The sequence below is a fragment of the Pseudomonas sp. LBUM1643 genome, from assembly GCF_059716215.1.
The window spans coordinates 5,431,531-5,457,678 of the sequence record NZ_CP166813.1 but is presented as its reverse complement, the minus strand read 5'-3'; the positions used below and the strand labels follow the sequence as shown (position 1 = coordinate 5,457,678).

The 26,148-nt window shown below is 58.6% G+C and carries 28 protein-coding genes and 1 tRNA gene; 9 read left to right on the top strand and 20 right to left on the bottom strand.

Translation table 11 applies throughout. The features are described from left to right. Positions 1-3 precede the first annotated feature (3 nt). The 7 genes from pth to ACA063_RS24585 form a co-directional block, all read right to left on the bottom strand. A complete protein-coding gene (gene pth, locus ACA063_RS24615; RefSeq protein WP_008037207.1) occupies positions 4-588 on the bottom strand; it encodes an aminoacyl-tRNA hydrolase in 585 nt (194 codons plus the stop codon). A 166-nt stretch (positions 589-754) separates the two neighbouring features. After that, positions 755-1,357, bottom strand: coding sequence for a 50S ribosomal protein L25/general stress protein Ctc (locus ACA063_RS24610; protein ID WP_497663706.1), 603 nt, complete (start codon positions 1,355-1,357; stop codon positions 755-757). A 141-nt stretch (positions 1,358-1,498) separates the two neighbouring features. Then, complete coding sequence (locus ACA063_RS24605; protein WP_003208392.1) at positions 1,499-2,440, bottom strand: ribose-phosphate pyrophosphokinase; 942 nt, start codon at positions 2,438-2,440, stop codon at positions 1,499-1,501. Between the two features lie 45 nt (positions 2,441-2,485). After that, positions 2,486-2,560: transfer RNA gene (locus tag ACA063_RS24600), tRNA-Gln, on the bottom strand. 36 nt (positions 2,561-2,596) lie between these two features. Further along, positions 2,597-3,448: a 4-(cytidine 5'-diphospho)-2-C-methyl-D-erythritol kinase gene (ispE, locus tag ACA063_RS24595; protein WP_497666584.1), complete on the bottom strand. Its 852-nt coding sequence runs from the start codon at positions 3,446-3,448 to the stop codon at positions 2,597-2,599. Between the two features lie 2 nt (positions 3,449-3,450). Further along, complete coding sequence (gene lolB, locus ACA063_RS24590; protein ID WP_497663705.1) at positions 3,451-4,068, bottom strand: lipoprotein insertase outer membrane protein LolB; 618 nt, start codon at positions 4,066-4,068, stop codon at positions 3,451-3,453. Positions 4,069-4,072: 4 nt separating this feature from the next. Then, positions 4,073-5,797, bottom strand: coding sequence for a tetratricopeptide repeat protein (locus ACA063_RS24585; protein WP_497663704.1), 1,725 nt, complete (start codon positions 5,795-5,797; stop codon positions 4,073-4,075). A 360-nt stretch (positions 5,798-6,157) separates the two neighbouring features. Between ACA063_RS24585 and hemA the strand changes: the two genes are divergently transcribed. The 6 genes from hemA (at position 6,158) to ACA063_RS24555 (ending at position 11,531) form a co-directional block, all read left to right on the top strand. Next, positions 6,158-7,447, top strand: coding sequence for a glutamyl-tRNA reductase (gene hemA, locus ACA063_RS24580; protein WP_162439685.1), 1,290 nt, complete (start codon positions 6,158-6,160; stop codon positions 7,445-7,447). After that, a complete protein-coding gene (prfA, locus tag ACA063_RS24575) occupies positions 7,444-8,526 on the top strand; it encodes a peptide chain release factor 1 (RefSeq protein WP_497663703.1) in 1,083 nt (360 codons plus the stop codon). The genes hemA and prfA overlap by 4 nt, the downstream gene beginning before the upstream one ends. Further along, on the top strand, positions 8,527-9,357 hold the full coding sequence (gene prmC, locus ACA063_RS24570; RefSeq protein ID WP_497663702.1) for a peptide chain release factor N(5)-glutamine methyltransferase: 831 nt from the start codon (positions 8,527-8,529) through the stop codon (positions 9,355-9,357). Then, entirely contained in the window at positions 9,351-10,106 is a 756-nt protein-coding gene (locus tag ACA063_RS24565) for a molybdopterin-synthase adenylyltransferase MoeB (RefSeq protein WP_490146371.1), read from the top strand. Before prmC ends, ACA063_RS24565 begins: the two co-directional genes overlap by 7 nt. Beyond that, on the top strand, positions 10,099-10,890 hold the full coding sequence (gene murI, locus ACA063_RS24560) for a glutamate racemase (RefSeq protein ID WP_497663701.1): 792 nt from the start codon (positions 10,099-10,101) through the stop codon (positions 10,888-10,890). Before ACA063_RS24565 ends, murI begins: the two co-directional genes overlap by 8 nt. Before the next feature lie 122 nt (positions 10,891-11,012). Then, positions 11,013-11,531: an acyloxyacyl hydrolase gene (locus tag ACA063_RS24555; RefSeq protein WP_497663700.1), complete on the top strand. Its 519-nt coding sequence runs from the start codon at positions 11,013-11,015 to the stop codon at positions 11,529-11,531. Between the two features lie 60 nt (positions 11,532-11,591). Here the strand turns inward: ACA063_RS24555 and ACA063_RS24550 are convergent, their stop codons facing one another. The 11 genes from ACA063_RS24550 to ACA063_RS24500 all read right to left on the bottom strand — a co-directional run bounded on the left by ACA063_RS24550 (position 11,592) and on the right by ACA063_RS24500 (position 21,234). After that, positions 11,592-11,897, bottom strand: a complete 306-nt coding sequence (locus tag ACA063_RS24550; protein WP_497663699.1) for a YkgJ family cysteine cluster protein — start codon at positions 11,895-11,897, stop codon at positions 11,592-11,594. 53 nt (positions 11,898-11,950) lie between these two features. Further along, on the bottom strand, positions 11,951-12,454 hold the full coding sequence (locus tag ACA063_RS24545) for a DUF2878 domain-containing protein (RefSeq protein WP_497663698.1): 504 nt from the start codon (positions 12,452-12,454) through the stop codon (positions 11,951-11,953). Continuing rightward, positions 12,447-13,718 carry a class I SAM-dependent methyltransferase gene (locus ACA063_RS24540; RefSeq protein ID WP_497663697.1) on the bottom strand — a complete coding sequence of 424 codons (1,272 nt, stop codon included), beginning with the start codon at positions 13,716-13,718 and terminating at the stop codon, positions 12,447-12,449. The genes ACA063_RS24545 and ACA063_RS24540 overlap by 8 nt, the downstream gene beginning before the upstream one ends. Beyond that, on the bottom strand, positions 13,705-14,520 hold the full coding sequence (locus ACA063_RS24535; protein ID WP_497663696.1) for a DUF1365 domain-containing protein: 816 nt from the start codon (positions 14,518-14,520) through the stop codon (positions 13,705-13,707). The genes ACA063_RS24540 and ACA063_RS24535 overlap by 14 nt, the downstream gene beginning before the upstream one ends. After that, positions 14,517-15,764, bottom strand: coding sequence for an NAD(P)/FAD-dependent oxidoreductase (locus tag ACA063_RS24530; RefSeq protein ID WP_497663695.1), 1,248 nt, complete (start codon positions 15,762-15,764; stop codon positions 14,517-14,519). The genes ACA063_RS24535 and ACA063_RS24530 overlap by 4 nt, the downstream gene beginning before the upstream one ends. Further along, positions 15,761-16,543: an SDR family NAD(P)-dependent oxidoreductase gene (locus ACA063_RS24525; RefSeq protein ID WP_497663694.1), complete on the bottom strand. Its 783-nt coding sequence runs from the start codon at positions 16,541-16,543 to the stop codon at positions 15,761-15,763. The genes ACA063_RS24530 and ACA063_RS24525 overlap by 4 nt, the downstream gene beginning before the upstream one ends. A gap of 13 nt (positions 16,544-16,556) precedes the next feature. Further along, on the bottom strand, positions 16,557-17,990 hold the full coding sequence (phrB, locus tag ACA063_RS24520) for a deoxyribodipyrimidine photo-lyase (protein ID WP_497666583.1): 1,434 nt from the start codon (positions 17,988-17,990) through the stop codon (positions 16,557-16,559). A 32-nt stretch (positions 17,991-18,022) separates the two neighbouring features. Next, on the bottom strand, positions 18,023-18,964 hold the full coding sequence (locus ACA063_RS24515) for a MerR family transcriptional regulator (protein ID WP_497663693.1): 942 nt from the start codon (positions 18,962-18,964) through the stop codon (positions 18,023-18,025). Then, entirely contained in the window at positions 18,964-19,923 is a 960-nt protein-coding gene (locus tag ACA063_RS24510) for a YbgA family protein (RefSeq protein ID WP_497663692.1), read from the bottom strand. The genes ACA063_RS24515 and ACA063_RS24510 overlap by 1 nt, the downstream gene beginning before the upstream one ends. Before the next feature lie 112 nt (positions 19,924-20,035). Then, entirely contained in the window at positions 20,036-20,251 is a 216-nt protein-coding gene (locus ACA063_RS24505) for a TIGR02450 family Trp-rich protein (RefSeq protein ID WP_162439671.1), read from the bottom strand. Next, positions 20,248-21,234 (bottom strand): NAD(P)/FAD-dependent oxidoreductase, encoded by a 987-nt coding sequence (locus ACA063_RS24500; protein WP_194692733.1) that lies wholly within the window; start codon positions 21,232-21,234, stop codon positions 20,248-20,250. Before ACA063_RS24500 ends, ACA063_RS24505 begins: the two co-directional genes overlap by 4 nt. A gap of 196 nt (positions 21,235-21,430) precedes the next feature. Between ACA063_RS24500 and ACA063_RS24495 the strand changes: the two genes are divergently transcribed. Next, positions 21,431-22,333 (top strand): TIGR01777 family oxidoreductase, encoded by a 903-nt coding sequence (locus ACA063_RS24495; RefSeq protein WP_497663691.1) that lies wholly within the window; start codon positions 21,431-21,433, stop codon positions 22,331-22,333. 13 nt (positions 22,334-22,346) lie between these two features. Further along, entirely contained in the window at positions 22,347-23,372 is a 1,026-nt protein-coding gene (gene hemH / locus ACA063_RS24490) for a ferrochelatase (RefSeq protein WP_497663690.1), read from the top strand. Between the two features lie 139 nt (positions 23,373-23,511). Here the strand turns inward: hemH and ACA063_RS24485 are convergent, their stop codons facing one another. Then, positions 23,512-24,786: a uracil-xanthine permease family protein gene (locus ACA063_RS24485; RefSeq protein ID WP_121757255.1), complete on the bottom strand. Its 1,275-nt coding sequence runs from the start codon at positions 24,784-24,786 to the stop codon at positions 23,512-23,514. A gap of 2 nt (positions 24,787-24,788) precedes the next feature. Beyond that, the gene (upp, locus tag ACA063_RS24480) at positions 24,789-25,427 is read right to left on the bottom strand and encodes a uracil phosphoribosyltransferase (protein WP_162437175.1); all 639 of its coding nucleotides are present in this window, start codon (positions 25,425-25,427) and stop codon (positions 24,789-24,791) included. 162 nt (positions 25,428-25,589) lie between these two features. On the opposite strand from upp, the gene ACA063_RS24475 reads away from it, so the two are divergent. Continuing rightward, the gene (locus ACA063_RS24475) at positions 25,590-26,147 is read left to right on the top strand and encodes a hypoxanthine-guanine phosphoribosyltransferase (RefSeq protein ID WP_162437176.1); all 558 of its coding nucleotides are present in this window, start codon (positions 25,590-25,592) and stop codon (positions 26,145-26,147) included. Position 26,148 lies beyond the last annotated feature (1 nt).

The window sequence follows — 26,148 nt, the reverse complement described above, 5'->3', positions numbered from 1 at the left end:
GAGTCAGGCCTTTTGGCTGTGCAGGTTTTTCATCGCGCGGTTCCATTCACCGGCGAGGATATCCGGCAGCACGCCGAGGGCAAAGTCGATGCTGGCATCGAGTTTTTCCTGTTCGGCGCGTGGCGCACGACCCAGGACGAAATTTGAAACCATACTGGCAACGCCCGGGTGGCCAATGCCTAGCCGCAAGCGGTAAAAGGTATTCTGATTGCCCAGTTGCGCAATGATGTCGCGCAACCCGTTGTGACCGCCGTGGCCGCCGCCCTGTTTGAGTTTGGCAACGCCCGGTGGCAGGTCCAGTTCGTCATGCGCCACGAGGATTTCTTCAGGCTTGATGCGGAAGAATCCAGCGAGTGCCGCGACGGCCTGGCCGCTGCGGTTCATGTAGGTGGTGGGAATCAGCAGGCGAACATCCTGACCCTGATGCGAATAGCGTCCGGTCAGGCCGAAATATTTGCGATCCGCCACAAGATTTACGCCTTGTGCGTTCGCGATGCGCTCAACAAAAAGGGCCCCTGCGTTATGCCGGGTCTGTTCGTATTCAGCGCCTGGATTTCCCAGGCCAACGATCAGTTTGATGGCAGTCACGATAGGGGCCCTTCCTTGGAGTGGTGGTTAACATCGCCGCAAGTGTGTGCGGCGAAAGTGGACGACAAGTGCTCATTTACCATTATGTAAACTCCGCGTTCTCGCCCGCTTTCTCGCTACGTACTAGTCCGCGATGTTACCGGTCACTCCGGCGAACAGAGTGAAATTACTCTGCTTCGCCTTCTTCAGTAGCTTCTGGAGCAACACGTGGGGCGTGAACGTTGGCAACAGCCTTGTCATCACCGTGTGCCAGAGCAACAAACTCAACGCCTTTAGGGGCTTTGAGGTCAGACAGGTGAATGATCGAACCGATTTCGGCGTTAGCCAGATCGACTTCGATGAATTCAGGCAGGTCTTTTGGCAGGCAGGTCACTTCGATTTCAGAAACAACGTGCGAAACTTCGCCGCCTTTCTTGATCGGAGCTTCTTCACCAACAAAGTGTACAGGCACGATAGCGGTCAGTTTCTGGCCAGCTACAACGCGTACGAAGTCAGCATGCAACACGTGGCCTTTGGCCGGGTGACGCTGCAGAGCTTTGATGATTACGTTTTGCTTGGTGCCGCCAACGTTCAGCTCGATGATGTGGCTGTAAGCCGCTTCGTTTTCGAGCAGTTTGGCAACTTCTTTAGCCAGCATGCTGATGGATTCAGGGGTTTTTTCGCCACCGTAAACTACAGCAGGTACCAGGCTTGCGAGACGACGCAGGCGGCGGCTCGCACCTTTCCCCAGGTCGGAACGCACTTCAGCATTCAGAGTAAAATCGTTCATGTTGTATCTCCAAAATAACCACATTCGCCCCAGCGTTTGCGACCAGCGCTAAAGGCGATATGGGCAAAAAAGCCCCGCCCCGACAGGAATGCCGGGGCGGGGCGCTTTTCGTCAACGAGACATTCGAAAAGGGCAGGGCCCTTAGCGGAACATCGCGCTGATCGATTCTTCATTGCTGATGCGGCGGACCGCTTCGGCAACTACCGGCGCGATATCCAGTTGACGGATACGCGAGCAGGCTTGAGCAGCAGCGGACAACGGGATGGTGTTGGTCACCACCAGTTCGTCCAGCATGGAATTTTCAATGTTTTCGATCGCCCGACCGGACAGCACAGGGTGTGTGCAGTAGGCGAAAACCTTGGCAGCGCCATGCTCTTTCAAGGCCTTGGCCGCGTGGCACAGAGTGCCTGCGGTATCGACCATGTCATCGACCAGAATACAGGTACGCCCTTCGACATCACCGATGATATGCATCACTTCAGAGTGATTGGCTTTCTCACGGCGTTTGTCGATGATCCCGAGATCAACACCCAGGGATTTGGCAACGGCACGTGCACGCACGACGCCACCAATGTCCGGGGATACAATCATCAGGTTTTCGAAGCGCTGATCTTCAATGTCATCCACCAGTACTGGGGAGCCGTAGATGTTATCTACCGGAATATCGAAGAAACCCTGGATTTGGTCAGCATGCAAATCAACCGTGAGAACACGATCGATGCCGACTACGGTAAGCATGTCAGCGACGACTTTCGCGCTGATAGCCACACGTGCGGAACGCGGACGGCGATCCTGACGGGCATAACCAAAGTAAGGAATTACAGCAGTGATACGAGTAGCCGAGGAGCGGCGGAAGGCATCAGCCATCACTACCAGTTCCATCAGGTTATCGTTGGTCGGAGCGCAAGTCGGCTGAATAATGAAGACATCTTTACCGCGGACGTTTTCATTGATCTCGGCTGTAATTTCGCCGTCGGAAAACTTGCCGACAGAGATGTCACCGAGAGGGATATGCAGCTGACGTACGACACGTCGAGCCAGATCGGGGTTAGCGTTCCCCGTAAAGACCATCATCTTGGACACGCGCAGTACCTAGAGGCTGAGGGTAACCTGGATGAGTATAGAAAATGGCAGGGGCGGCTGGATTCGAACCAACGCATGGCAGGATCAAAACCTGCTGCCTTACCGCTTGGCGACGCCCCTGTATCTGTTGCAACGAGTACCCAGTACTCGGTTCCTTTAGAGCAGACTTTGCAGCTTGCGATGCAACATCGAAACGTTGCTTCCTTTTGCTACAAACCCTGTAAGGGTCTCTGTAAGAAGGGCCGAGACTTTATCAGCTTCAGCTTTGCTTGGGAAGCCCCCAAACACACAACTTCCAGTTCCGGTGAGTTTTGCTTCGGTAAATTTACCTAACAAATTCAATGCGTTACGTACATCAGGATAACGCCTTGCTACCACCGGTAAGCAGTCATTTCGACTGTTTCCCTTGGGAACGGGGCGCACTTTAATGGGAGGAGTGTTACGTGTCAACAGCGGATCTGAAAAAATTTCTGCTGTACTTACAGATACTTGCGGCACCAGCACCAGATACCACGGTTCTTCGGGGTCTACAGGGGTCAGTTTCTCGCCCACGCCTTCGGCAAAAGCCGCGTGACCGCGCACGAAAACCGGGACGTCAGCGCCCAGCGTTAGACCCAGTACAGCCAGCCGATCCTCATCCCAACCCAGTTGCCAGAGATGGTTCAAGCCGAGCAACGTCGTCGCGGCATTTGAGCTGCCGCCACCGATGCCTCCCCCCATGGGCAGGATTTTTTCGATCCAGATGTCGATGCCAAGCGAACAACCAGATTGCTCCTGAAGTTGTTTCGCGGCCCTGACGATCAGGTTGCTGTCATGGGGGACGCCATCGAATTCGGTGTGCAGTCGAATCACGCCATCGTCGCGCACGGCGAAGGTGATCTCATCGCCGTAATCGAGAAATTGAAAAATAGTCTGCAGCTCGTGATAGCCGTCTTCACGACGACCCAGGATGTGCAGCATCAGGTTGAGTTTGGCGGGGGAGGGCAGCGTCAAGCGCGGAGCAGTCATGTTCACTGCCCCAATTTGCGTGGTTGCCATTCCTTGATCACTAGCGTGACGTCAAGGTCGGTGCCGTGCAGCTTAATGCGCTCGGGCAGCCAAAAGCCGTTTTGTTCGGCGTAACTCAGGTATTCCACCTGCCAGCCATCCTGCTCCAGATTGGCCAGGCGGCTGTCCGCGTCCAGGGTCAAACGGCTTTTACTCTCAGGTGCCGGGAGCCCGCGGACCCACCAGGCCAGGTTGGACACCGGCAACTTCCAGCCCAGTTGTTCTTCCAGCAGGATTTCCGGGTTCGGCGCCTCGTAGCGGCCCTGATTGGCAACTTCCAGCGAGACTTTTCCGGGGCGACCCGTCAAGCGAGCTGCGCCGCGACCCAAGGGGCCGGAGAGGCGAATGTCGTAATAATCCTGACGCTGTAGCCAGAACAGGGTGCCGCTGCCCGAATCTTTAGGCGCGCGAATCCCGATCTTGCCATTGATCTGCCAGCCATCAAGGCCAGTTAATTGCTGTTTGTGCTCACGCCATTGGGCGGGGTTGCCGTGGCCCTCGACCGACTCGCGGGCGCCGAAACCCGCGCAACCGGCGAGCAGGGCGATAAAACTGAAAACAATGAAATGGCGCAAAAACATAATCTTAAAGAGTCTCTGATCCGGTCAGGCGCTTGATGGTACCGCGCAGGATTGGGCTGTCGGGCTGTTCCTTGAGGAACTTGCCCCAGATTTGCTTCGCTTCCCGTTGCTTGCCATTCGCCCAAAGGACTTCGCCAAGGTGAGCAGCAACTTCCTGATCGGGGAAGCGCTCCAGTGCCAGACGCAAATAGCGTTCGGCCTCATCGAGGTTGCCCAGTCGGAAGTTCACCCAACCGAGACTGTCGAGCACTGCCGGGTCATCCGGATTGATCTGGTGCGCCTGTTCAATCAGGGCCTTGGCTTCGGTATAGCGCGTTGTACGGTCAGACAGGGTGTAGCCGAGGGCGTTCAACGCCATTGCATTGTCCGGGTCGCGTTTGATGATCAGCCGCAGGTCTTTCTCCATCTGCGCCAGGTCATTGCGCTTTTCCGCCTGCATGGCGCGGGTGTACAGCAGATTCAGGTCATCCGGGTATTGCTGCAAGGCTTTCTGCAACACGGCCCACGCCTTGTCCTGTTGTTTGTTGGCGGACAGGGTCTCGGCTTCGATCAGGTACAACTGAATCGCGTAATCCGGCTGCTCGTCACGCTGGGCTGCCAGGCGACTTTGAGCTTCGGCCGTCTTGCCGTTGTTCATAAGAATGTCGGACTGACGCAATTGCGCCGGCAGGTAATCATTACCCGGGCCCACTTGTGCGTACTCGATCAGTGCACCTTGTGGATCGTTGCGCTCTTCAGCGATGCGCCCAAGGTTCAGGTGCGCCGAATCGACGTGGCTGTCCCGGGCAATCAAGTCCTCAAGATACCCTTTGGCCTCTTCCCAGGCCTTGGCTTCCAGGCACACCAGCGCCAGGGAATAGCGCAGTTCATCGTCTTCGGGATACTGCTGGACCAGGTTCGAAAACTCGACTTTGGCGTCTTCCATGCGGTCCTGTTCAACCAGCATTCGTGCGTAAGTCAGGCGCAGACGTTTGTCGTCCGGGTACTTCTTGATGCTTTTTTGCAGCAGCGGCAAGGCTTCATCGCCTCGATCGAGCGATTGCAGCAAACGTGCCCGCAGGAGAATCGGGGCTATCTCGCCATCTTCCGGTGGATTGTCTTCCAGCAGGGCCAGCGCGCCCTTTGCATCGCCGTCCTGTTGCAACAGCAAAGCCTTGCCGAAAATCAGCTGGCCGTTGTTGGGATGACGCTGCAGCAATCGATCGAAACTCTTCATCAAACCATTGCGGGTGTCCTGGTCCGTATCGGCCGCGGACAAGGCGAGGAAGTCGAAATGCGTGTCGCCTTTGCCCTGCAGGACCTTCTCCATATACACCATGGAGTCGTCGTAGCGCCCGGCGCGAGCCAGTTGCACAGCGGCGGCCCGTTGCGCTTCGAGGTCATCCGGGGCGTTTTTCGCCCAGATAAGCGCAGTGTCCAGAGCTGCCTGATCAGCGCCCAGATACTCCGCAATACGGAATGCCCGCTCGGAAATTCCCGGATCCTGGGTGTTGATGGCCTGGGTCACGTAGTTGTCCAGGGCAATGTCGAAACGATTGCGCTGGCCAGCCAGTTCCGCACTCAACAGGCTGAAGACGGTTTCTTCGCTGAATGAGCCATAGACCTTGGGTTTTTCAGGGGCAGGGGTGCTGTCTTCAGTCGGCGGCGTACCGTCCGACGAAACGGGTGCCATGGCCTGGCAGCCGCTGAGGAAGACAAAAGCGAGGAGCAACGCGGAAGATCTATTCATATAGGAAGAGGACGACTAACCTGCGGTCAGATCATCATGACACAAGCCTTCGGCCAAACATAACCGGCCCTCCATTTTCCCCTGTTTACCGGTCCCTTGGACACGATCCCCATGTAGGAGCGAGCTTGCTCGCAAAGGACGTCAACGATAACGCTGGAAGCCTGACACCTCGCGGCGTCCTCTGGTTTATCGCGAGCAGGCTCGCTCCTACAAAGGGCTGGGGGGGGCAGCCTGGTCATGTAAACGAGAAGCGCTCGCAGTCTCGGGTGATGCCTACCAAGGCGATAGAGATCGAGTAGTTGTTCTCGTTGTGTCGAAGTAGGACAATTGCCGGCTTCACGTCACCATCAGCGACTTTGAATGGCCTTCCTTGCACTCGGTATCAACCACAAGACTGCTTCAGTAGACGTCCGCGAGCGCGTGGCCTTTACCCCTGAGCAGCTGGTGGAGGCCTTGCAGCAGCTCTGCCGACTTACCGACAGCCGCGAAGCTGCGATCCTCTCCACCTGCAATCGCAGTGAACTCTATATAGAACAGGATCACCTTTCGGCTGATGTCGTGTTGCGCTGGCTGGCCGATTACCATCATTTGAGCCTCGACGAGCTGCGTTCGAGCGCTTACGTGCACGAAGATGATGCGGCAGTTCGTCACATGATGCGGGTCGCCTCCGGGCTGGATTCGCTGGTACTGGGCGAACCGCAGATTCTCGGTCAGATGAAATCCGCCTACGCCGTGGCCCGCGAGGCCGGGACCATCGGTCCATTGCTTGGGCGTCTGTTCCAGGCGACGTTCAATGCGGCCAAGCAGGTGCGTACCGACACCGCTATTGGCGAGAACCCTGTTTCCGTGGCGTTCGCCGCAGTCAGCCTGGCGAAACAAATCTTCAGCGATCTGCAACGCAGCCAGGCCCTGCTGATTGGCGCCGGCGAGACCATCACCCTGGTCGCCCGTCATCTGCACGAACTGGGTGTGAAACGTATCGTGGTTGCCAACCGCACACTGGAACGCGCGAGCATCCTGGCCGAACAGTTCGGCGCTCACGCCGTATTGCTGTCGGATATCCCGGCAGAGCTGGTGCGCAGTGACATCGTTATCAGCTCCACCGCCAGCCAGTTGCCGATCCTGGGCAAGGGCGCCGTCGAAAGCGCCTTGAAGCTGCGCAAGCACAAACCGATCTTCATGGTCGACATCGCCGTGCCTCGGGATATCGAGCCGGAAGTCGGCGAGCTTGACGACGTGTACCTCTACAGCGTCGACGATCTCCATGAAGTCGTCGCCGAGAACCTCAAAAGCCGTCAAGGCGCTGCCCAAGCGGCGGAAGAGATGGTCTCGATCGGCGCTGAAGACTTCATGGTCCGCCTGCGTGAACTGGCCGCAGTGGATGTGCTCAAGGCCTATCGCCAACAAAGCGAGCGCATGCGGGACGAAGAATTGCAGAAGGCCCAGCGAATGCTGGCCAATGGCAGCAGCGCCGAAGACGTGCTGGTGCAATTGGCGCGGGGCCTGACCAACAAACTCCTGCACGCCCCGAGCGTGCAGTTGAAAAAGCTTTCTGCCGAAGGACGCCTCGACGCACTGGCAATGGCCCAGGAACTCTTTGCCCTCGGTGAGGGCTCATCGGATAGCTTTTCGGATAAAAAAACGCAATGAAAGCGTCACTGCTCAATAAGCTGGACATCCTCCAGGACCGTTTCGAGGAACTGACCGCCCTCCTTGGCGACGGCGAAGTCATTTGCGACCAGACCAAATTCCGCACCTATTCCAAGGAATACGCGGAAGTCGAGCCGATCGTCGAAACCTATAAACAGTTGCTCAAGGTACAGAGCGATCTTGAAGGTGCTCAGGCGCTGCTCAAGGACAGCGACCCGGACATGCGCGAAATGGCCGTGGAAGAAGTCCGCGAAGCCAAAGAGCAACTGATCGAAATCGAAGCCAATCTGCAACGCATGCTGCTGCCCAAGGACCCGAACGACGGTCGCAACGTGTTCCTCGAGATCCGTGCCGGCACTGGCGGTGATGAGGCCGCGATTTTCTCGGGCGATCTGTTTCGCATGTATTCACGCTACGCCGAGCGTCGCGGCTGGCGGGTGGAGATCCTTTCGGAGAACATCGGTGAGCACGGTGGCTATAAAGAAGTCATCGCGCGAGTTGAGGGCGAAAATGTCTACGGCAAACTGAAATTCGAGTCCGGCGTCCACCGCGTACAGCGCGTGCCGGCCACCGAATCCCAGGGCCGCATCCACACCTCGGCCTGCACCGTAGCGGTGTTGCCTGAGCCGGACGAGCAGGAAGCGATCGAGATCAACCCGGCGGATATCCGGGTCGACACCTACAAATCCTCTGGCGCGGGCGGTCAGCACGTCAACAAGACTGACTCGGCGATTCGCATCACGCACATACCGTCCGGTATCGTCGTGGAGTGCCAGGAAGAACGTTCCCAGCACAAGAACCGCGCGCGGGCGATGGCCTGGCTGTCGGCCAAGCTGAACGACCAGCAAACCAGCGCTGCCGCCAATGCCATTGCCAGCGAACGCAAGTTGCTGGTGGGCTCGGGCGATCGTTCAGAGCGGATTCGTACCTACAACTTTGCGCAGGGCCGGGTGACCGATCACCGGGTCAACCTGACGCTGTACTCCCTTGATGAAATCCTCGCCGGTGGCGTCGATGCGGTGATCGAGCCGTTGCTGGCCGAATACCAGGCCGACCAACTCGCAGCGATAGGTGAGTAAATGACCATCATTGCCAGTTTGTTACGCGCCGCCGATTTGCCCGACTCGCCCTCTGCACGTCTGGATGCCGAGTTGTTGCTGGCGGCTGCGCTGGGCAAGCCCCGCAGCTTCCTGCACACCTGGCCGGAACGCATCGTGCCGAGCGAAGCGGCGCTGAAATTCGCCGAATTCCTCCAACGTCGTCGCGGCGGGGAGCCGGTGGCCTACATCCTTGGCCAGCAAGGTTTCTGGAAGCTGGACCTGGAGGTTGCCCCGCACACCCTGATCCCGCGTCCGGACACCGAATTGCTGGTAGAGACCGCGCTGGAATTGCTCCCGGCCACAGCTGCCAGGGTTCTCGACCTCGGCACCGGCAGCGGCGCGATTGCCCTGGCCCTGGCCAGTGAGCGCCCGGCATGGAAGGTCACCGCGGTGGATCGCGTACCGGAAGCCGTTGCCCTGGCCGAACGTAATCGCCAGCGTCTGCACCTGAACAATGCCACTGTGCTGAGCAGCCATTGGTTCAGTGCCCTGGAAGGCCAGCGCTTCGAACTGATCATCAGCAACCCGCCTTACATCGCCAGCGCCGATCCGCATCTGGTCGAAGGCGACGTGCGCTTCGAGCCGGCCAGTGCCCTGGTTGCCGGTATCGACGGGCTCGACGATCTGCGTTTGATCGTCGCCCAGGCGCCGGACTACCTTGAAGCGGGTGGCTGGCTGATGCTCGAACACGGTTATGATCAGGCCTTGGCAGTGCGCGATCTGCTGCTGACCCGTGGTTTTGAAGAAGTGCACAGCCGCACCGATCTGGGCGGTCACGAACGTATCAGCCTGGGACGCTTGCCGTGCTAAATGATCAGGAATTGTTGCGCTACAGCCGTCAGATTCTGTTGCAGCACGTGGATATCGACGGTCAGCTGCGACTCAAGGCAAGCCGTGTCCTGATTGTCGGCCTCGGCGGTCTCGGTTCGCCGGTTGCGCTGTATTTGGCCGCTGCCGGTGTTGGCGAGCTGCATCTGGCGGACTTCGACAGTGTCGACCTGACCAATTTGCAACGCCAGATCATTCATGACACCGACAGCGTTGGTGTCAGCAAGGTCGACTCGGCCATCCGCCGATTAAGCGCCATCAATCCCGAGATTCAGCTGATCGCCCATCGCACTGCGCTGGACGAGGATTCCCTCGCTGCTGCGGTAGCGGCGGTGGACCTGGTGCTGGATTGTTCCGATAATTTCTCTACCCGCGAAGCGGTCAACGCCGCGTGTGTGATGGCCGGCAAACCTTTGGTGAGCGGCGCCGCCATTCGCCTTGAAGGGCAATTGTCGGTGTTCGATCCACGACGCCCGGAAAGCCCCTGCTACCACTGTTTATACGGACATGGCAGCGAAGCCGAGCTGACCTGCAGCGAAGCCGGCGTCATCGGTCCCTTGGTCGGTTTGGTCGGCAGCCTTCAGGCCCTCGAAGCGCTGAAACTGCTGGCAGGTTTTGGCGAGCCGCTGGTAGGTCGATTGTTGTTGATTGATGCCTTGGGCACGCGGTTCCGGGAGTTGCGCGTCAAGCGAGATCCAGGTTGCGGCGTTTGTGGGTCGAAACATGCGTGAAGCGCCGATTGGCGTGTTCGACTCCGGCGTCGGTGGGCTGTCGGTGCTGGCTGAAATCCAGCGGTTGCTGCCTGACGAGTCCCTGCTGTACGTCGCCGATTGCGGAAATATTCCCTACGGCGAGAAAACACCCGAATTCATCCGCGATCGTTGCAGCGTAATGGCCGGCTTTTTTCAGCAGCAGGGCGCCAAGGCGCTGGTGCTGGCCTGCAACACCGCGACGGTGGCAGGTGTTGCAGATTTGCGCCGTGATTATCCCGAGTGGCCCATCGTTGGCATGGAGCCCGCAGTCAAGCCTGCCGCCGCCGCAACGCGCAGTGGCGTGGTCGGTGTCCTCGCCACCACCGGCACGTTGCAAAGCGCCAGGTTCGCCGCGCTACTCGACCGCTTTGCTACCGATGTTCGCGTGATTACCCAGCCATGTCCCGGTCTGGTTGAGTTGATCGAGAACGGTGATCTGCACAGTCCCGCCTTACGAACGTTGCTCCACAGCTATGTCACACCGCTATTGGCTGCAGGGTGTGACACGATAATTCTCGGTTGCACGCATTACCCCTTCCTAAAGCCTTTGCTAAAGCAGATGATCCCAGAGCACATCAGCCTGATCGACACCGGTGCTGCGGTAGCACGGCAACTTCAGCGCCTGTTGGCAGAACGTGAATTGCTCGCTGAGGGGCCTGCTCGCGCCGCACAGTTCTGGACGAGCGCCGATCCGGAACATTTTAGTAATGTGTTGCCGGTACTCTGGAATTCCACCGGCATTGTGCGTAGCTTCGACTTGTAAAAAAAATGTGAAAAAGTCCCGAAACCGTCTGAACTTCTGACTATTCGTCGACTTCTATAGCTTTGAATGTTGAGCTGCACCAAAAAAACCATACGAAAATCGTTCGGAAAAGGATGTTTCTAGTGAAGCGACTATTCTGCTTGGCCGCGATTGCGGCCGCACTGATGGGGCAAAGTATTACTGCACAGGCGGCAGGCGTGGAGTTCGCAGTCGGCGCGACTAGCGACTCAACCATGACCTACCGATTGGGCATGCAGTTCGATTGGGACAAGAGCTGGTGGCAGAGCGATGTGGGTCGCCTGACCGGTTTCTGGAGCGGCGCCTATACCTATTGGGAAGGCGACAAGACGTCCAGCAACAACAGCCTGTCGTTTGCACCGGTGTTCGTTTACGAGTTTGCCGGTCAGAACGTCAAGCCTTACATCGAGGCAGGTGTTGGGGTTGCGTTCTTCTCCGATACCCAGCTGGAAGACAACAACATCGGTCAGTCTTTTCAGTTTGAAGACCGTCTCGGATTCGGTCTGCGCTTTGCGGGCGGTCATGAAGTCGGGATTCGGGCTACGCACTATTCCAATGCCGGCCTGGCCAGCCACAATGACGGTGTAGAAAGCTACGCCCTGCACTACACGTTGCCGTTGTAAGCATTGATCAAAATGTGGGAGCAAGCCAGCTCCCACATTTTATCTGCGGTGATCCAAAAATCACCGATACGCCGTCGTAATCCCCTGTCTTTCCTCGATGCATTCCGGTGCACCCATCTCGAATTCCCGGCAGATCAGCGGACGCTTTTCGTAAATCGTGCACATCATGGTGTTGCGATCCAGCGCAGCGCACCAGCCGTCATCCAGACGCAGCATCACTTCCCCGCCCCAGTCATCGGTATCGATAAAACGTTCAGGCACGCCCGTGTCCGTGATCAGCATGACTTCGAGCTGACAGCAGCACGCTGCGCAGGTCGAGCACGTGACGGCCGGCTCGGCGATTTGCATATGGGGAATGGTCTTCATGGCGCGCAGTGTAAGGCAGTGGACCTTATGAGTGTAAAAGGCCTGACAGACGTTTAACGATGGGTGTCCGAGGCCAGTCGCTGGGCCATGAAATGCAGCGTGGGAAACAGCATCGCCCACAGTAAGCCGATGCCGATCAGCGTCACCCATTGTCCGTAGGGAAATTGCACCCCTGCCAGTTGGCCGCCTGCGTAATACGACAGCGGCCCACCGATCGCGCCCAATGCACTGGCGAGCCACCACGGATGGGCGCTCCAGGCCAGGCAGTGGCGCAAGGTCGTCGCCAACAGCGCCCATAGCAACATCAGCCAAAGCGGTATGAGGGGTGCCACATCGGAGAAATCGAACACCCCTAACCAGCGCAATGTACTGTCCACGGTCGTGCCCAACAGAACCACGCTGAGGATCAGTCGGCCTTCATCCGCCCAACGACTTATCCACAGCAGATGAATCAGCAACGCTGCCAATGGCACCAACAACCAAAGACTGTCGCCACCACCCACGCACGCGAACCAGCCCAATTGAAACAACGCGGCATTGGTCAGGCGTTCAAGCATCGAAACGGCCCAGCAGCGGTGCGGTGATTGCTGACGGTTTCGCCAACAGCAATTGCGCCGTGCCGATGGTACGTTCCAGAAAGCCACCTTCGCAGTAACACAGGTAAAACTCCCACAGACGCAGGAAATAATCGTCGTAACCCAATTCGCTCAGGCGGCCGTGGGCCCGGCGAAAGTTCTCGTGCCACAGGCGCAGTGTCCGGGCGTAATGCAGGCCGAAATCTTCCATGTGCAGCAGGTTCATGTCGGTGTCGCGGCTGACGATCTCCAGCATCTTTTGCACGCAGGGCAGGGCGCCGCCGGGGAAGATGTAACGCTGAATGAAGTCGACGTTGCTCTTGGCCTGTTCGTAGCGTTGATCGCGAATGGTGATGGCCTGCAACAGCATCAGTCCGTTGCTCTTGAGCAGATGCGCGCATTGCTTGAAGTAGGTCGGCAGAAAGCGATGCCCGACGGCTTCGATCATCTCGATCGACACCAGCTTGTCGTATTGGCCCGTCAGATCGCGATAATCGGACAGCAGCAGCGTCACCTGATCTTGCAGCCCGAGCGCTTCAATACGTTGTGCGGTAAAGGCGTATTGTTCTTTGGAAAGCGTCGTGGTGGTGACCTTACAGCCGTACTGCTGCGCGGCATACAGCGCCATGCTGCCCCAACCTGTGCCGATTTCCAGCAAGTGATCGGTCGGCTTGAGCGCCAGCTTCTGACAAATCCGCTCAAGCTTGTTCAACTGCGCTTGCTCAAGGCTGTCTTCGGGCGTCAGGAACTGGGCCGCCGAATACATCATGGTTGGATCGAGAAACTGTTCGAACAGGTCGTTGCCGAGGTCGTAATGGGCGGCGATGTTCTTCTGCGAACCCTTGCGGGTATTGCGGTTCAGCCAGTGCAGCCCTTGAACGAATGGCCGGCCGAGTTTCGCCAGGCCGCCTTCCAGCGCGTCCAGCACTTCAAGGTTGCTGACAAACACCCGCACCACCGATGTCAGGTCAGGCGAACTCCAGTAGCCGTGAATAAACGCTTCCCCGGCACCGATGGAACCGTTGCTCGCCACCAGTCCCCACGCGGCGGCATTGAGGATATGGATCTCTCCCAGCAAATGACTGCCCTGGGTGCCGAAGACGTGGCGTTCTCCGTCTTCGACCACCACCAGTTGCCCGTGCTTGAGGTGTGTCAACTGACGCAGTACGCCCCGACGCAACAGCGTTCCGGTCAGGCCGTTGGTACTAAGCAGGGGGGCTTTGGCCGTGACGCTAGAGGATTTCATGGCGGCGATCCTTGGGGGGAACTGTGGCGATTTGATAGCTGCCGTCGGCAGGTCGATGAGCAAATATGGGTGTGCCCTTCAGCAGCAGGCGTATGGCCTGCCAGTAAATCGCCAGGCAGGTTTTCGCTGTCATCCACGGAAAACGCCGCAGGTAACGGTGCAGGCTGGCGCGATCCAGGGACTCACGTTGCAGATTGAGCGTGGCGTCGAAAAGCTTCAGTTCGCCCTGCCAGTCAGCCATGTGCACGCCCAGTTTTTTGGCGGCGGGGCTGAAGCTCATTCGGTATTCAAGATCACGGGGCAAGAACGGCGAGACGTGAAAGGCCTTGGCCACGGCGAAGTGCTGATGGAAGTCGCTCAGATCTTGCGGGGCGTTGGCCGGCAACACGTAGTGATAGCGTTCGCGCCAGGGCGTGTTACTGACTTCGCAGAGAATCGCTGCCAGTTGACCGTCCGCTTCATGGCAATAGAAAAAGCTCACCGGATTGAACGACAAACCCCAGCTGCGGGCTTGAGTCAGCAGGCAGATCGAGCCTTGTGGAACATGTCCGAGCGCTTCGCCGACCTGCAGGCGCACCGCATCGATCAGACGCATGCCGCTGCGGGTGTAGGTTCTGAGGTAATCGGTTTCGCGAAATGAGAATGGCGAAAAGCGACTATTGCCCGACATCGGCGATAACCCCAGCACCTCGTCCTGCTCATCGAGGTCCAGGTACAGCAGACCGATCCGGTAGCGGAATTCATGACGCCGCGGGGCGAATCGCCGATGGGCGATCCAGCCGCTGTAGAGGGCGCTGTTCACAGCAGCTCTCCAAACGCATGGGCAACCCGCAACGCACTGACTACGCCATCCTCGTGAAAACCGTTTGCCCAATACGCACCGCAATACCAGGTGTGCTCAGTGCCGTTCAATTCCTCCCAGCGCGCCTGGGCGGCAACGGCGGCCAGGCTGTATTGCGGATGCGCGTAAGTGTATTTGGCGAGGACCTTGAAGGGACTGATGCCCGCACTCTGGTTCAGGCTGACACAGAACGTGGTGTCGCTCTGGATGCCTTGCAGGATGTTCATGTCGTACGTCACGGCGGCGTGGGTATGGCCTGGGCCACCGAGGCGATAATTCCAGCTGGCCCAGGCAAGTTTGCGCTGGGGTAGCAAGCGCGTGTCGGTGTGCAGCACCACCTCATTGTCGGCATAGGGCAGGGCGCCGAGGATCGATTGTTCCGCGTCGCTCGGTGCCGCGAGCAGTTTCAATGCCTGATCGCTGTGGCAGGCGAACACCACTTTGTCGAACCGCTCGATACCGGCGGCGCTGTGGATAACCACACCCTCCTCGTCGCGCTCGACCCGGGTCACCGGACAATTCAACCGGATGCGTTCACGGAATGAAGCAGTCAATGGTTCGATGTAGGCGCTGGAGCCGCCTTCGATCACCCGCCATTGCGGCCGATTGTTGATGGACAGCAAGCCGTGATTCTTGAAAAACCGTACAAACAACTGCAACGGAAAACCGAGCATGTCGGCCATGGACATCGACCAGATCGCCGCGCCCATCGGGACGATGTAATGCAGGATGAAACGCTCACCATAGCCACCGGCCTTGAGGTAATCATCCAGCGTGGTGTTGATGTCGATTCGCTCTTCCTGGAGGTCGCGTAGCGCCTCCTTATTGAAGCGCTGGATGTCACGCAACATGCCCCAGAACCCTGGTGACAACAGATTGCGACGCTGGGCAAAGAGGCTGTTGAGGTTGTTGCCGTTGTACTCCAGGCCACTGTCCGGATCGCTGACCGAGAAGCTCATCTCGGTGGGTTTGAAGCCCACGCCAAGCTGTTCCAGCAAGCGAATGAAATTGGGGTAGGTCCAGTCATTGAACACGATGAACCCGGTGTCCACGGCGTAGCTTCGACCGTCGACAGTCACGTCCACGGTGTGGGTGTGCCCGCCGATCCAGTCGCCGGCTTCGAACAGGGTGATCTCGTGACTGCGGTTGAGCAGATAGGCGCTCGTCAGCCCCGAGATACCGCTGCCGATGATGGCGATGTTCACGGTGTGTCCCTGATGGGCGGATTGCTGCGCACCATGCGTTTGCCGATCTCGAGCTGGATGCGATTGGGCAGTTTCGACAACGGCCACAGGGCGGCCATGAACAGTGCCGGAAACGCGATCTCCAGTGGACGGTTCGCAAGTTTTGCAAAAATGTGCCGCGCTGCTTTATCCACAGGCCAGCTGAGGGGCATCGGGAAATCGTTTTTGGCCGTGAGCGGTGTATCGACAAAGCCCGGGCTGACCACCGTGACCTCGATGCCCTCAGACGCCACATCAATGCGCAGCGATTCGAACAGGTAACGAAGGCCTGCCTTCGACGCGCCATAGGCTTCGGCTCGGGGCAGCGGAAGGTAGGTCACGGAGCTTGCCATGCCGACCAGATGCGGCGCCGTCCCGGCGCGCAACAAGGGTAAGGCCGCTTCAATGCAGTAGGCGCTGGCGAGGAGATTGGTCCGCACCACGTGCTCGATGATCGACGCATCGAACTGTTGGGCATCGACGTATTCGCACGTGCCGGCGTTAAGGATAACCGTGTCCAGCGATCCCCAGTCTTCAGCAATCTGTTCGCCGATCTCGCGCACTTTCTGGCTGTTGGTCAGATCACCAGGCACGACCAGCACTTGCCCCGGATAGCGTTGGGACAAGACTTTCAAAGGCGCCACCGAGCGTGAGCTCACGGCCAGGTGTGCGCCGGTCTTGAGTATTTCTTCAGCCAGCGCGGCACCGATACCGCTGCTGGCGCCAGTCAACCAATACCGTCGTGGAGGTGTAAGACTCATCCCATTCTCCTTTTCAATCTTGCGCCTGCCGCGAGGGCAGGTTTTTGAATGCGGCCAGAGCGCGCTGTCGAGACGTGCTCAGGTTGACGATGGGCGATGGATAATCCGCCACGCCGAACAACCCACCGACGTCTGCCGGGTTGTGCACTTGCTTCTTGTCCAGTCCGGCCAGCTCAGGCAGCCAGTGCTTGATAAACACGCCTTCGGCGTCGAATTTCTCGGACTGGCTCAGCGGGTTGAATATCCGGAAGTAGGGCGCCGAGTCGGTGCCGGTGGATGAGCTCCACTGCCAGCCACCGTTGTTCGCCGCCAGGTCACCATCGATCAGGTGACGCATGAAAAAGCGTTCGCCTTCGCGCCAGTCGATCAGCAGGTTTTTGGTCAGGAACATCGCCACCACCATGCGTAGGCGGTTGTGCATCCAGCCGGTTTCAAGCAATTGGCGCATGGCCGCGTCGATGATCGGCAGCCCCGTGCGGGCCTGCTGCCAGGCCAACAGTTCATCCGGGGCGTCGCGCCACGCGAGCGCTTCGGTCTCCGGGCGAAAAGCACGGTGGCGAGAAACCCGTGGGTAGCCCACCAGGATGTGTTTGTAGAACTCGCGCCACAGCAGTTCATTGATCCAGGTGACTGCGCCGACTTTGCCGCTTTCGAACTCCCCTTGGTTGCTTTGCAAGGCTGCGTGCAGGCACTGGCGAGGGGAAACGACCCCGGCCGCCAGATAGGCTGAGAGCTGGCTGGTGCCCGGTTTGGCGGGGAAGTCGCGCTCGTTTTTGTAGTAATCGATCTGTGCGTCGGCGAAGGCATCGAGACGCAGGCGGGCTTGCGCTTCGCCGGCCGGCCAGAGTGCTCGCAGCCGTTCGCCGGGCGTTTCGAAGCCCTCGACACTGGCAGGGATTTTGTCGCTGGCGATGTCTAGCGAATCCTGCGCTGCGGGTTTCACGACCATGGCGGGTATCGAGCGGTGCAGACGTTCGTAGCAGACCTTGCGAAATTGACTGAAGACCTGAAAGTAAGTCCCGGTCTTGGTCAGCACGCTGCCAGGTTTGAAAAACAGCTGATCGAGATAGCTGTAAAAGCCGATGCCTTCGGCATTCAGTGCTTCGCCAACCTGCTCGTCACGCCGGCTTTCATTGATGCCGTATTCCTCGTTGACGTGGACCGCTTCGACCTTCAATTGCTGGCAGAGATCGAGCAAGACCTTCGGCGCGTCATCCCACCGTGAGGCCTCGCGGATCAGCAGGGGGATGTTCAATTCTCCCAATGCGCGGCTCAATTCGCTCAGGTTGCGCAGCCAGAAATCCACTTTGCACGGCGCGTCGTCATGCTCCAGCCATTGCTGCGGGCTCAACACATACACCGCCACGCACGGGCCGCGTGCCGCAGCTGCGCTGAGCGCCGTGTTGTCGAGTAGGCGCAAGTCGCTGCGCAGCCAGATCAATTGCATGGTGGTGTCCGTACGGTTATTCAGCAGAGCCATTAAATGAGCCCCTGCTGAACGAGGTTCTGGTGAGCCGACAAGGGATCTTCGGCCAGGAACAAATCAGCGATCCCGGAAGTTCTTACGGACAACTCGGCGCAATGGATGCATACCGTTGGGCCGGCAATCATTTTTGGGCAACTCACGCCGCTCAATAGTTTCATCAGCTGCGACAGGTTCATGGCTTTGCTGGAATACAGCAGCACGCCGCGAGCCTTCAAATGATCCACCGCCAGCGCCAGTTCACCGGCCGGCAGCGGCCAGTCGAACACCTCGACCGGGCAATCGGCGCTACTGACCAGCCAGGCGGTGAGCCACAGGTCAGGCTCCAGCGGCAGGTCCGAGTGGTTGATTAAGAGCAGCGGCGCGGTGCGTAATTGACGGTTGTTGTGGTAAATGCGCGCGCCAAACTTGCTGCGCAGCCAGGAGTAAAAAAACACGCGTTCCATTTGCGCGCCGAACTGGCCTTTCCAGCGTTGCTCCAGGTCCGCCAACAGTGGCATCAGTAACTGCTCGCACAAGGTGCGTGGCGGGTACAGCGCCATCGCCTGATTGACGGTGTCGTCCAGGGTGCGCTCGTTTAGCTGCGTTACGGCTTGCAGCAACGTATGCCGCAGCACGTGCCAATCGCTTTCGACGGGTACGTTCAAGGCTTGTGGGGTATCGAGCAGTTGCTTGACCTGACTGACGGCCACGCCACGATTGAGCCAGGTGAGAATGGTCAGAATGCGTTGCACGTGCTCGGCGGAAAACAGTCGATGACCTTTGGGCGTGCGCTGGGGCACGATCAGGCCGTAACGCCTTTCCCAGGCGCGCAAGGTGACCGCGTTGACGCCGGTCTGCCGCGCGACTTCGCGGATGGGCAGCCAGCCTTCGTCGAGCGCTTTTTTGAAATCATCGCCCAGGTCTTCGCTGGCGCTGGTGTCGAGTCGGTCGTTCATTAGATCGCGTTTCGCAGGCTGAGGTTTTCCGGGTGCGGTTGCAGGTAAACCTGTTGCGCAATGTAGGGATCCGGGTGTTGGCGGAAGTAGTGTTTGAGCAGCGTCAAAGGCACCACCAGCGGCACGATGCCGTGGCGGTATTGGCCGATAACGTGCTGCACTTCCTGTTTGTCTTCAGCGCTGATCACCTGCTTGAGGTAACCGCTGATGTGCTGCAGGACATTGCTGTGGGTGCGTCGAGTGGCGCATTTCTTCAAGGCTGCCATCAGCTCGCTGAAATAGCGCGGGCCCAACTCGATCGGGTCGGTCTGGCCCATGTTCCCCAGCAGATTGCCCAGGGTTTTGTACTGCACCGGGTTGTGGGCCATCAGCAGGTATTTGTAGCGCGAGTGAAAGTCGGTGAGGCCGCGGCGGGTCAGGCCTTCTTTCAACAGTTGTTGCCAGGCGCTGTAGGCGAAAACCCGAGTCAGGAAGTTCTCGCGCAGCACTGGATCATTCAGCCGCCCGTCTTCCTCCACCGGTAAATCCGGGTGTCGCGAGCAGAAAGCCTGGGCGTAGATACCGCGTCCACCGCCATCCACAGGCGCACCGTTGGCGTGGTAGACCTTGACCCGGTCCAGGCCGCAGGAAGGGGATTTCTGCATGAAGATGTAGCCGCAGATGTCGTCCAGCTCCGCCGCCATTTTTTCACCGTACTCAGCCAGGGGGCGGGTAACGTTGAGTTCTGGAAGGACGGTGCCGACGGCTTGAGGTTGTTCAGGATCACCGACCAGACGGATCGGTTGGCGAGGAATTCCCAGGCCAATGGCGACTTCCGGGCAGACCGGGACGAAATCGAAGTATTCAGTGAGGGTGCGACTGCACAGGCGCGATTCCTTGTGTCCGCCGTTAAAGCGTACTTCGGCGCCCATCAGGCAGGCGCTGATGGCAATCTTCGGTTTCACGGTGGCAGGGGTCATCGGAACACCTCGAATCTAAACTTGTACAGATGCGAGGTTCTGTACAACATAAGCTCATCATAGATTCGAAGCTGTACAAGTCAAATTATTTGTATAGGTATTTGCCGGCCTCCTACAACCAACCCATTTTCCATTGGTCCTGATTGCGAAGGCCCTGCCATTCAAACCGTTCGCTGCGCTTGGTCAACACCGCCTGGATTTCAACTTCCAGCACGACGCCTTCCTCATCACGGAACAGCTCGGTCACCAAAAAATGTTTTTCACGGTTTTGCGGGTGGGCTGCTGTCCACTTCGACAGCAGCAATTTGCCTGGATTGATGCGATTCACTGCAGGTGCTCGTGCAAGCGGCGGGCTGCTTCCTGGCCGCTGAGCCAGGCGCCTTCGACGCGGCCAGACAGGCACCAGTCGCCACAGGCATACAGGCCCAGATCGGCGTCGGCCAGCGTGCCCCATTCGTGGCTGGTGGCGGGACGGGCGTAGAGCCAACGGTGAGCCAGGCTGAACGTCGGCGCAGGCATGGCGCTGTGCAGCAGCTCGGCGAAGGCACCATGCAATTGCTCGATAACGGCTTCCTTGGACAGGTCGATGTGCTGTCGGCTCCAGGCGCTCGTGGCATGCAGTACCCACGTGTCCAGCGTGTTGTCACGCCCGGGTTTACTGCGGTTACGCGCCAGCCAGTCGAGCGGGCTGTCTTGCACGAAGCAACCTTCCATGGGGGTATCCAGTGGCGTATCGAAGGCTAGGGCAATCGCCCAGGTCGGGTCCATCTTCACTCCGGCAGCAGCCCCGGCGAGTTTCGGTGCAGAGGCCAGCAATGCCGTCGCCTGAGGGGCTGGCGTGGCGATGACCACATGACTGAACGGGCCGTGCGTGAACCCTTCGGCGTCCTGCAAATGCCAGTGCTCTTCTCCGCGATAGACCTCGGTGATCCGGCAAGCGAACTGCACCTCCAGATTGCCGAGCAGACCGCGGGTGATCGCGCTCATGCGGGGCGTGCCGACCCAGCGAGTCTGTTCATCCGGTGACAAATTGAGCTGGCCACCGTGGTAGGTATAAAGCTGCGGCGTCCACTCGGCGACCCAACCAAGGGTTTGCCAACGCTGAACTTCTGTAACGAACCGACGGTCACGCGCAGTGAAATACTGTGCGCCCATGTCCAGAGCGCCGGCGTCACTGCGCTTGCTCGACATTCGTCCGCCGCTTCCGCGACTTTTATCGAAAAGTTGAACGACATGCCCGAGCTCTGTCAGGGCTTGGGCGGCTGAGAGCCCGGCGATGCCGGTGCCGATGATTGCGATAGGTACAGTCATAGGGGCCTCGTTTACCTTTCTGTACAGACTACGCTGGGGTTGAAACCTGTACAATATTGTTTTTTGGTATAACTTTTAGCGTTCTAGTTCTGACAGGTTGGCCTATTGTTAAACACAGACACTGCCCGATACCAAAGATCCCTGCTTATAAAAATAGACTAGTGAGCAGGATAAAAGGCCACGCGAGGAAGAAGTCATGCACATATTGCTGACCGGCGGTACTGGTTTGATAGGGCGTCAGCTCTGCCGACACTGGCTGAGCGAGGGACATAGCCTGACGGTCTGGAGCCGCGAGCCGGAGAAAGTCGCGAAAATCTGTGGTCCCAAGGTGCGCGGAATTTCTCGATTGGAGGACATCGGCGAGGAAACGGTGGACGCCATTATCAATCTGGCCGGCGCGCCAATTGCAGATCGTCCATGGACGACCAAGCGCAAGGCGTTGTTGTGGAGCAGCCGGATTACGCTGACCGAACACCTGCTGGCCTGGCTCGAGACCCGCGAGCAGAAACCCGACGTGCTGATTTCCGGTTCTGCTGTCGGTTGGTATGGCGACGGGGGCGAACGGGAATTGACCGAGGAATCTGCACCGGTCATCGATGATTTCGCCAGTCAGCTGTGCATCGCCTGGGAGGAAACCGCACAGCGGGCCGAGGCGTTGGGTATTCGCGTGGTCCTGGTCCGCACGGGGTTGGTGCTATCGGCCGATGGCGGCTTTTTGTCGCGCCTGTTGCTGCCATTCAAACTGGCGCTGGGCGGGCCTATTGGCAATGGTCGGCAATGGATGCCGTGGATTCATATCCACGATCAAATCGCCTTGATTGATTTTCTTCTTCATCAGAAAAATGCCAGCGGTCCTTATAATGCCTGCGCACCGAAACCGGTGCGCAACAGCGAGTTCGCCAAGACGTTGGGTGCTGTACTGCATCGTCCCGCGTTCATGCCGATGCCGGCCCTGGCGTTGAAGGTGTGCCTGGGCGAGCTGTCATTGCTGTTGTTGGGCGGCCAAAAGGCCATGCCGGTCCGCTTGCTGGAAGCGGGTTTCACTTTCCGGTTCACTGATTTGCGCGCGGCTCTGGACGACCTGTCCAGCCGCCTTTGAAATAGGACGTTGCATGACCGATCACGCATTGCTTCTGGTCAACCTGGGCTCACCGGCCTCCACTTCGGTGGCGGATGTGCGCAGTTACCTCAATCAATTTCTGATGGACCCGTATGTGATCGACCTGCCGTGGCCGGTGCGCCGTTTGCTGGTATCGCTGATCCTGATCAAGCGGCCGGAGCAGTCGGCCCATGCCTACGCGTCCATCTGGTGGGAAGAGGGTTCACCGCTGGTGGTGCTCAGCCGTCGCCTGCAACAGGCGATGACCTCGCAGTGGACCCATGGGCCGGTTGAGCTGGCGATGCGTTACGGCGAACCGTCGATCGAGACCAAACTGCAGCAGCTCGCCGCTCAAGGCCACAAACGCATCACCCTCGCGCCGCTTTATCCACAGTTCGCCGACAGCACCGTGACCACGGTGATTGAAGAAGCCAAACGCGTCGTGCGCGAGAAGAAACTCGACGTGCAGTTCTCGATTCTCCAGCCGTTTTACGATCAGCCGGAATACCTCGATGCGCTGGTCGCCAGTGCCAAGCCGTATCTGGCGCAGGATCACGATCACCTGCTGCTAAGTTTCCACGGTTTGCCGGAACGTCACCTGACCAAGCTCGACCCCACCGGCCAGCATTGCTTCAAGAATGCGGATTGCTGCAAGAACGCTACGCCTGAAGTGTTGGCTACCTGTTACCGCGCGCAATGCCTGCGCAGCGCTGCCGAATTCGCTAAACGCATGGGGTTGCCGGACGGTAAATGGTCGGTGTCGTTCCAGTCGCGCCTGGGTCGGGCGAAATGGATCGAACCCTACACCGAAGCCCGTTTGCACGAACTGGCCAAAAGCGGCGTGAAGAAAATTCTGGTGATGTGCCCGGCGTTCGTTGCCGATTGCATCGAGACACTGGAGGAGATTGGCGATCGCGGGCTGGAGCAATTCCGCGAAGCGGGAGGGGAGGAACTGGTGCTGGTGCCTTGCCTCAACGATGATCCGCAGTGGGCGCGGGCATTGAATGCCTTGTGTGAACGAGCGCCGTTGGCCCTATAAGAATACGACCTGTGGCGAGGGAGCTTGCTCCCGCTGGGCTGCGAAGCGGCCCCAAAATTCTCGCAGTCGAAAAAGATTTTGTGAGTGCTACGCACTCAAGCGGGAGCAAGCTCCCTCGCCACAGGGGATGTGTGCGCTGTTAAAGCAGCGGCTCATCCGCCTTCTTGTGCTTCCAGCTGTCATTGCCTGGCAGCAACAGATTCAGCGCAATCGCCACCACCGCGCACAGCGCGATGCCTTTGAGGCCGAAGTCGTCCGGGCCTGTCCCTGTACCGACCAGCACACCGCCAATCCCGAACACCAGGGTCACCGAAACAATCACCAGATTACGTGCCTCGCCCAGGTCGATCTTGTGGCGAATCAGCGTGTTCATGCCCACTGCAGCAATCGAACCGAACAACAGGCAGAGAATCCCGCCCATCACCGGCACTGGAATGCTTTGCAGCAGCGCGCCGAACTTGCCCACAAACGCCAGGCTGATGGCAAAGATCGCCGCCCAGGTCATGATTTTCGGGTTGTAGTTCTTGGTCAGCATCACCGCGCCAGTCACTTCGGCGTAGGTGGTGTTGGGTGGGCCGCCGAACAGACCGGCTGCGGTGGTCGCAATCCCGTCACCGAGCAGGGTGCGATGCAAGCCAGGCTTTTTCAGGTAGTCGCGACCGGTCACGCTGCCGACGGCAATCACACCGCCGATGTGCTCGATCGCTGGCGCCAGGGCCACTGGAACGATAAACAGAATCGCCTGCCAGTTGAATTCCGGCGCAGTGAAGTGCGGGATGGCGAACCAGGGTGCCGCGGCGATCTTGGCGGTATCCACCACACCGAAGTAGAAGGCCATGGCAAAGCCGACCAGCACGCCGGAGATGATCGGCACCAGGCGGAAAATGCCTTTGCCGAACACCGCCACGATCAGTGTGGTGAGCAATGCCGGCATCGAGATCAGCATCGCCGTCTGGTAATGAATCAGTTCAGAGCCATCGCCAGCCTTGCCCATCGCCATGTTGGCGGCAATCGGTGCCATAGCCAGGCCGATGGAGATGATCACCGGACCAATCACCACCGGTGGCAGCAGCCGGTCGATAAAACCGGTGCCTTTGATCTTCACGGCCAGGCCGAGAAAGGTATAGACGAAGCCTGCCGCCATGACGCCGCCCATGGTCGCCGCGAGCCCGAACTGGCCCTTGGCAAGAATGATCGGGGTGATAAAGGCGAAACTCGATGCCAGAAACACCGGTACCTGACGGCCGGTGACGATCTGGAACAGAATCGTCCCCAGCCCTGCGGTAAACAGCGCTACGTTTGGATCGAGGCCGGTAATCAGCGGCATCAATACCAGGGCGCCGAATGCTACGAACAGCATCTGTGCGCCGGACAACACCGTGCGCCAGAGCGGATCGTTGAACTCTTCCTGCATGCTCAAGCGTCCTTCTGCTTGGTGCCGAAGATCTTGTCACCCGCATCACCGAGGCCCGGAATGATGTAACCGTGCTCGTTCAGTCGTTCGTCGATGGATGCGGTGTAGATGGTCACGTCCGGGTGAGCCTTCTCCACGGCGGCAATGCCTTCGGGCGCGGCAACCAGCACCATGGCGCGGATGTCGCGGCAACCGGCTTTTTTCAGCAGGTCGATGGTGGCAACCATGGAGCTGCCGGTGGCGAGCATCGGGTCGATGATCATTGCCAGGCGCTCGTTGATTTCCGGGACCAGTTTTTCCAGGTAGGTGTGTGCCTGCAACGTTTCTTCATTGCGGGCCACGCCCACGGCGCTGACTTTTGCGCCCGGGATCAGGCTCAGAACGCCTTCAAGCATGCCGATGCCGGCACGCAGGATCGGTACCACGGTAATTTTCTTGCCGGCGATTTTCTCGACCGACACGGTTCCGCACCAGCCTTCGATATCGTAGGCTTCCAGCGGCAAGTCTTTGGTGGCTTCATAGGTCAGCAGGGCACCGACTTCCTGAGCGAGCTCACGGAAATTCTTGGTGCTGATGTCTGCGCGGCGCATTAGGCCAAGTTTATGACGGATCAGCGGATGGCGGATCTCGAGGATGGGCATGGGAAAAGCTCCGGCGGCGGGCAAAAAAAGCGGCCTAGATTAATCTATCCGAGAGTGTTGTCCTATAGACATAGAGTACGTTAGTCCACAAACGCTTGATCTGGCCGGGCGGGATGCGTACCTTTGCCCGCTTTTCCCGAATACGTCCCCCTGGAGAGCGCCATGTCCGCTGATCTCGAGCATATCCGTCAAATCATGCGAGAGGCTGACTGCCTGTACACCGAAGCTGAAGTCGAGGCGGCCATCGCCCGCGTCGGTGCGCACATCAACGAGCAACTGGCTGACAGCAATCCGGTGGTGTTCTGTGTGATGAACGGCGGCCTGATTTTCGCTGGCAAGCTGCTCACCCATCTGCAATTCCCGCTGGAAGCGTCCTACCTGCACGCCACCCGTTATCGCAACGAAACCAGCGGCGGCGACCTGTTCTGGAAAGCCAAGCCGGAAGTTTCGTTCATCGACCGTGATGTGCTGATCATCGACGACATCCTCGATGAAGGTCACACCCTGGGCGCGATCATCGACTTCTGCAAACATGCCGGCGCGCGCAAAGTGCACACCGCGGTACTGATCGACAAAGACCACGACCGCAAGGCTCGCCCGGATCTGAAAGCCGACTTCGTCGGTCTGCCGTGCATCGACCGTTACATTTTCGGTTACGGCATGGATTACAAAGGTTACTGGCGCAACGCCAACGGGATTTTTGCCGTTAAAGGAATGTAAT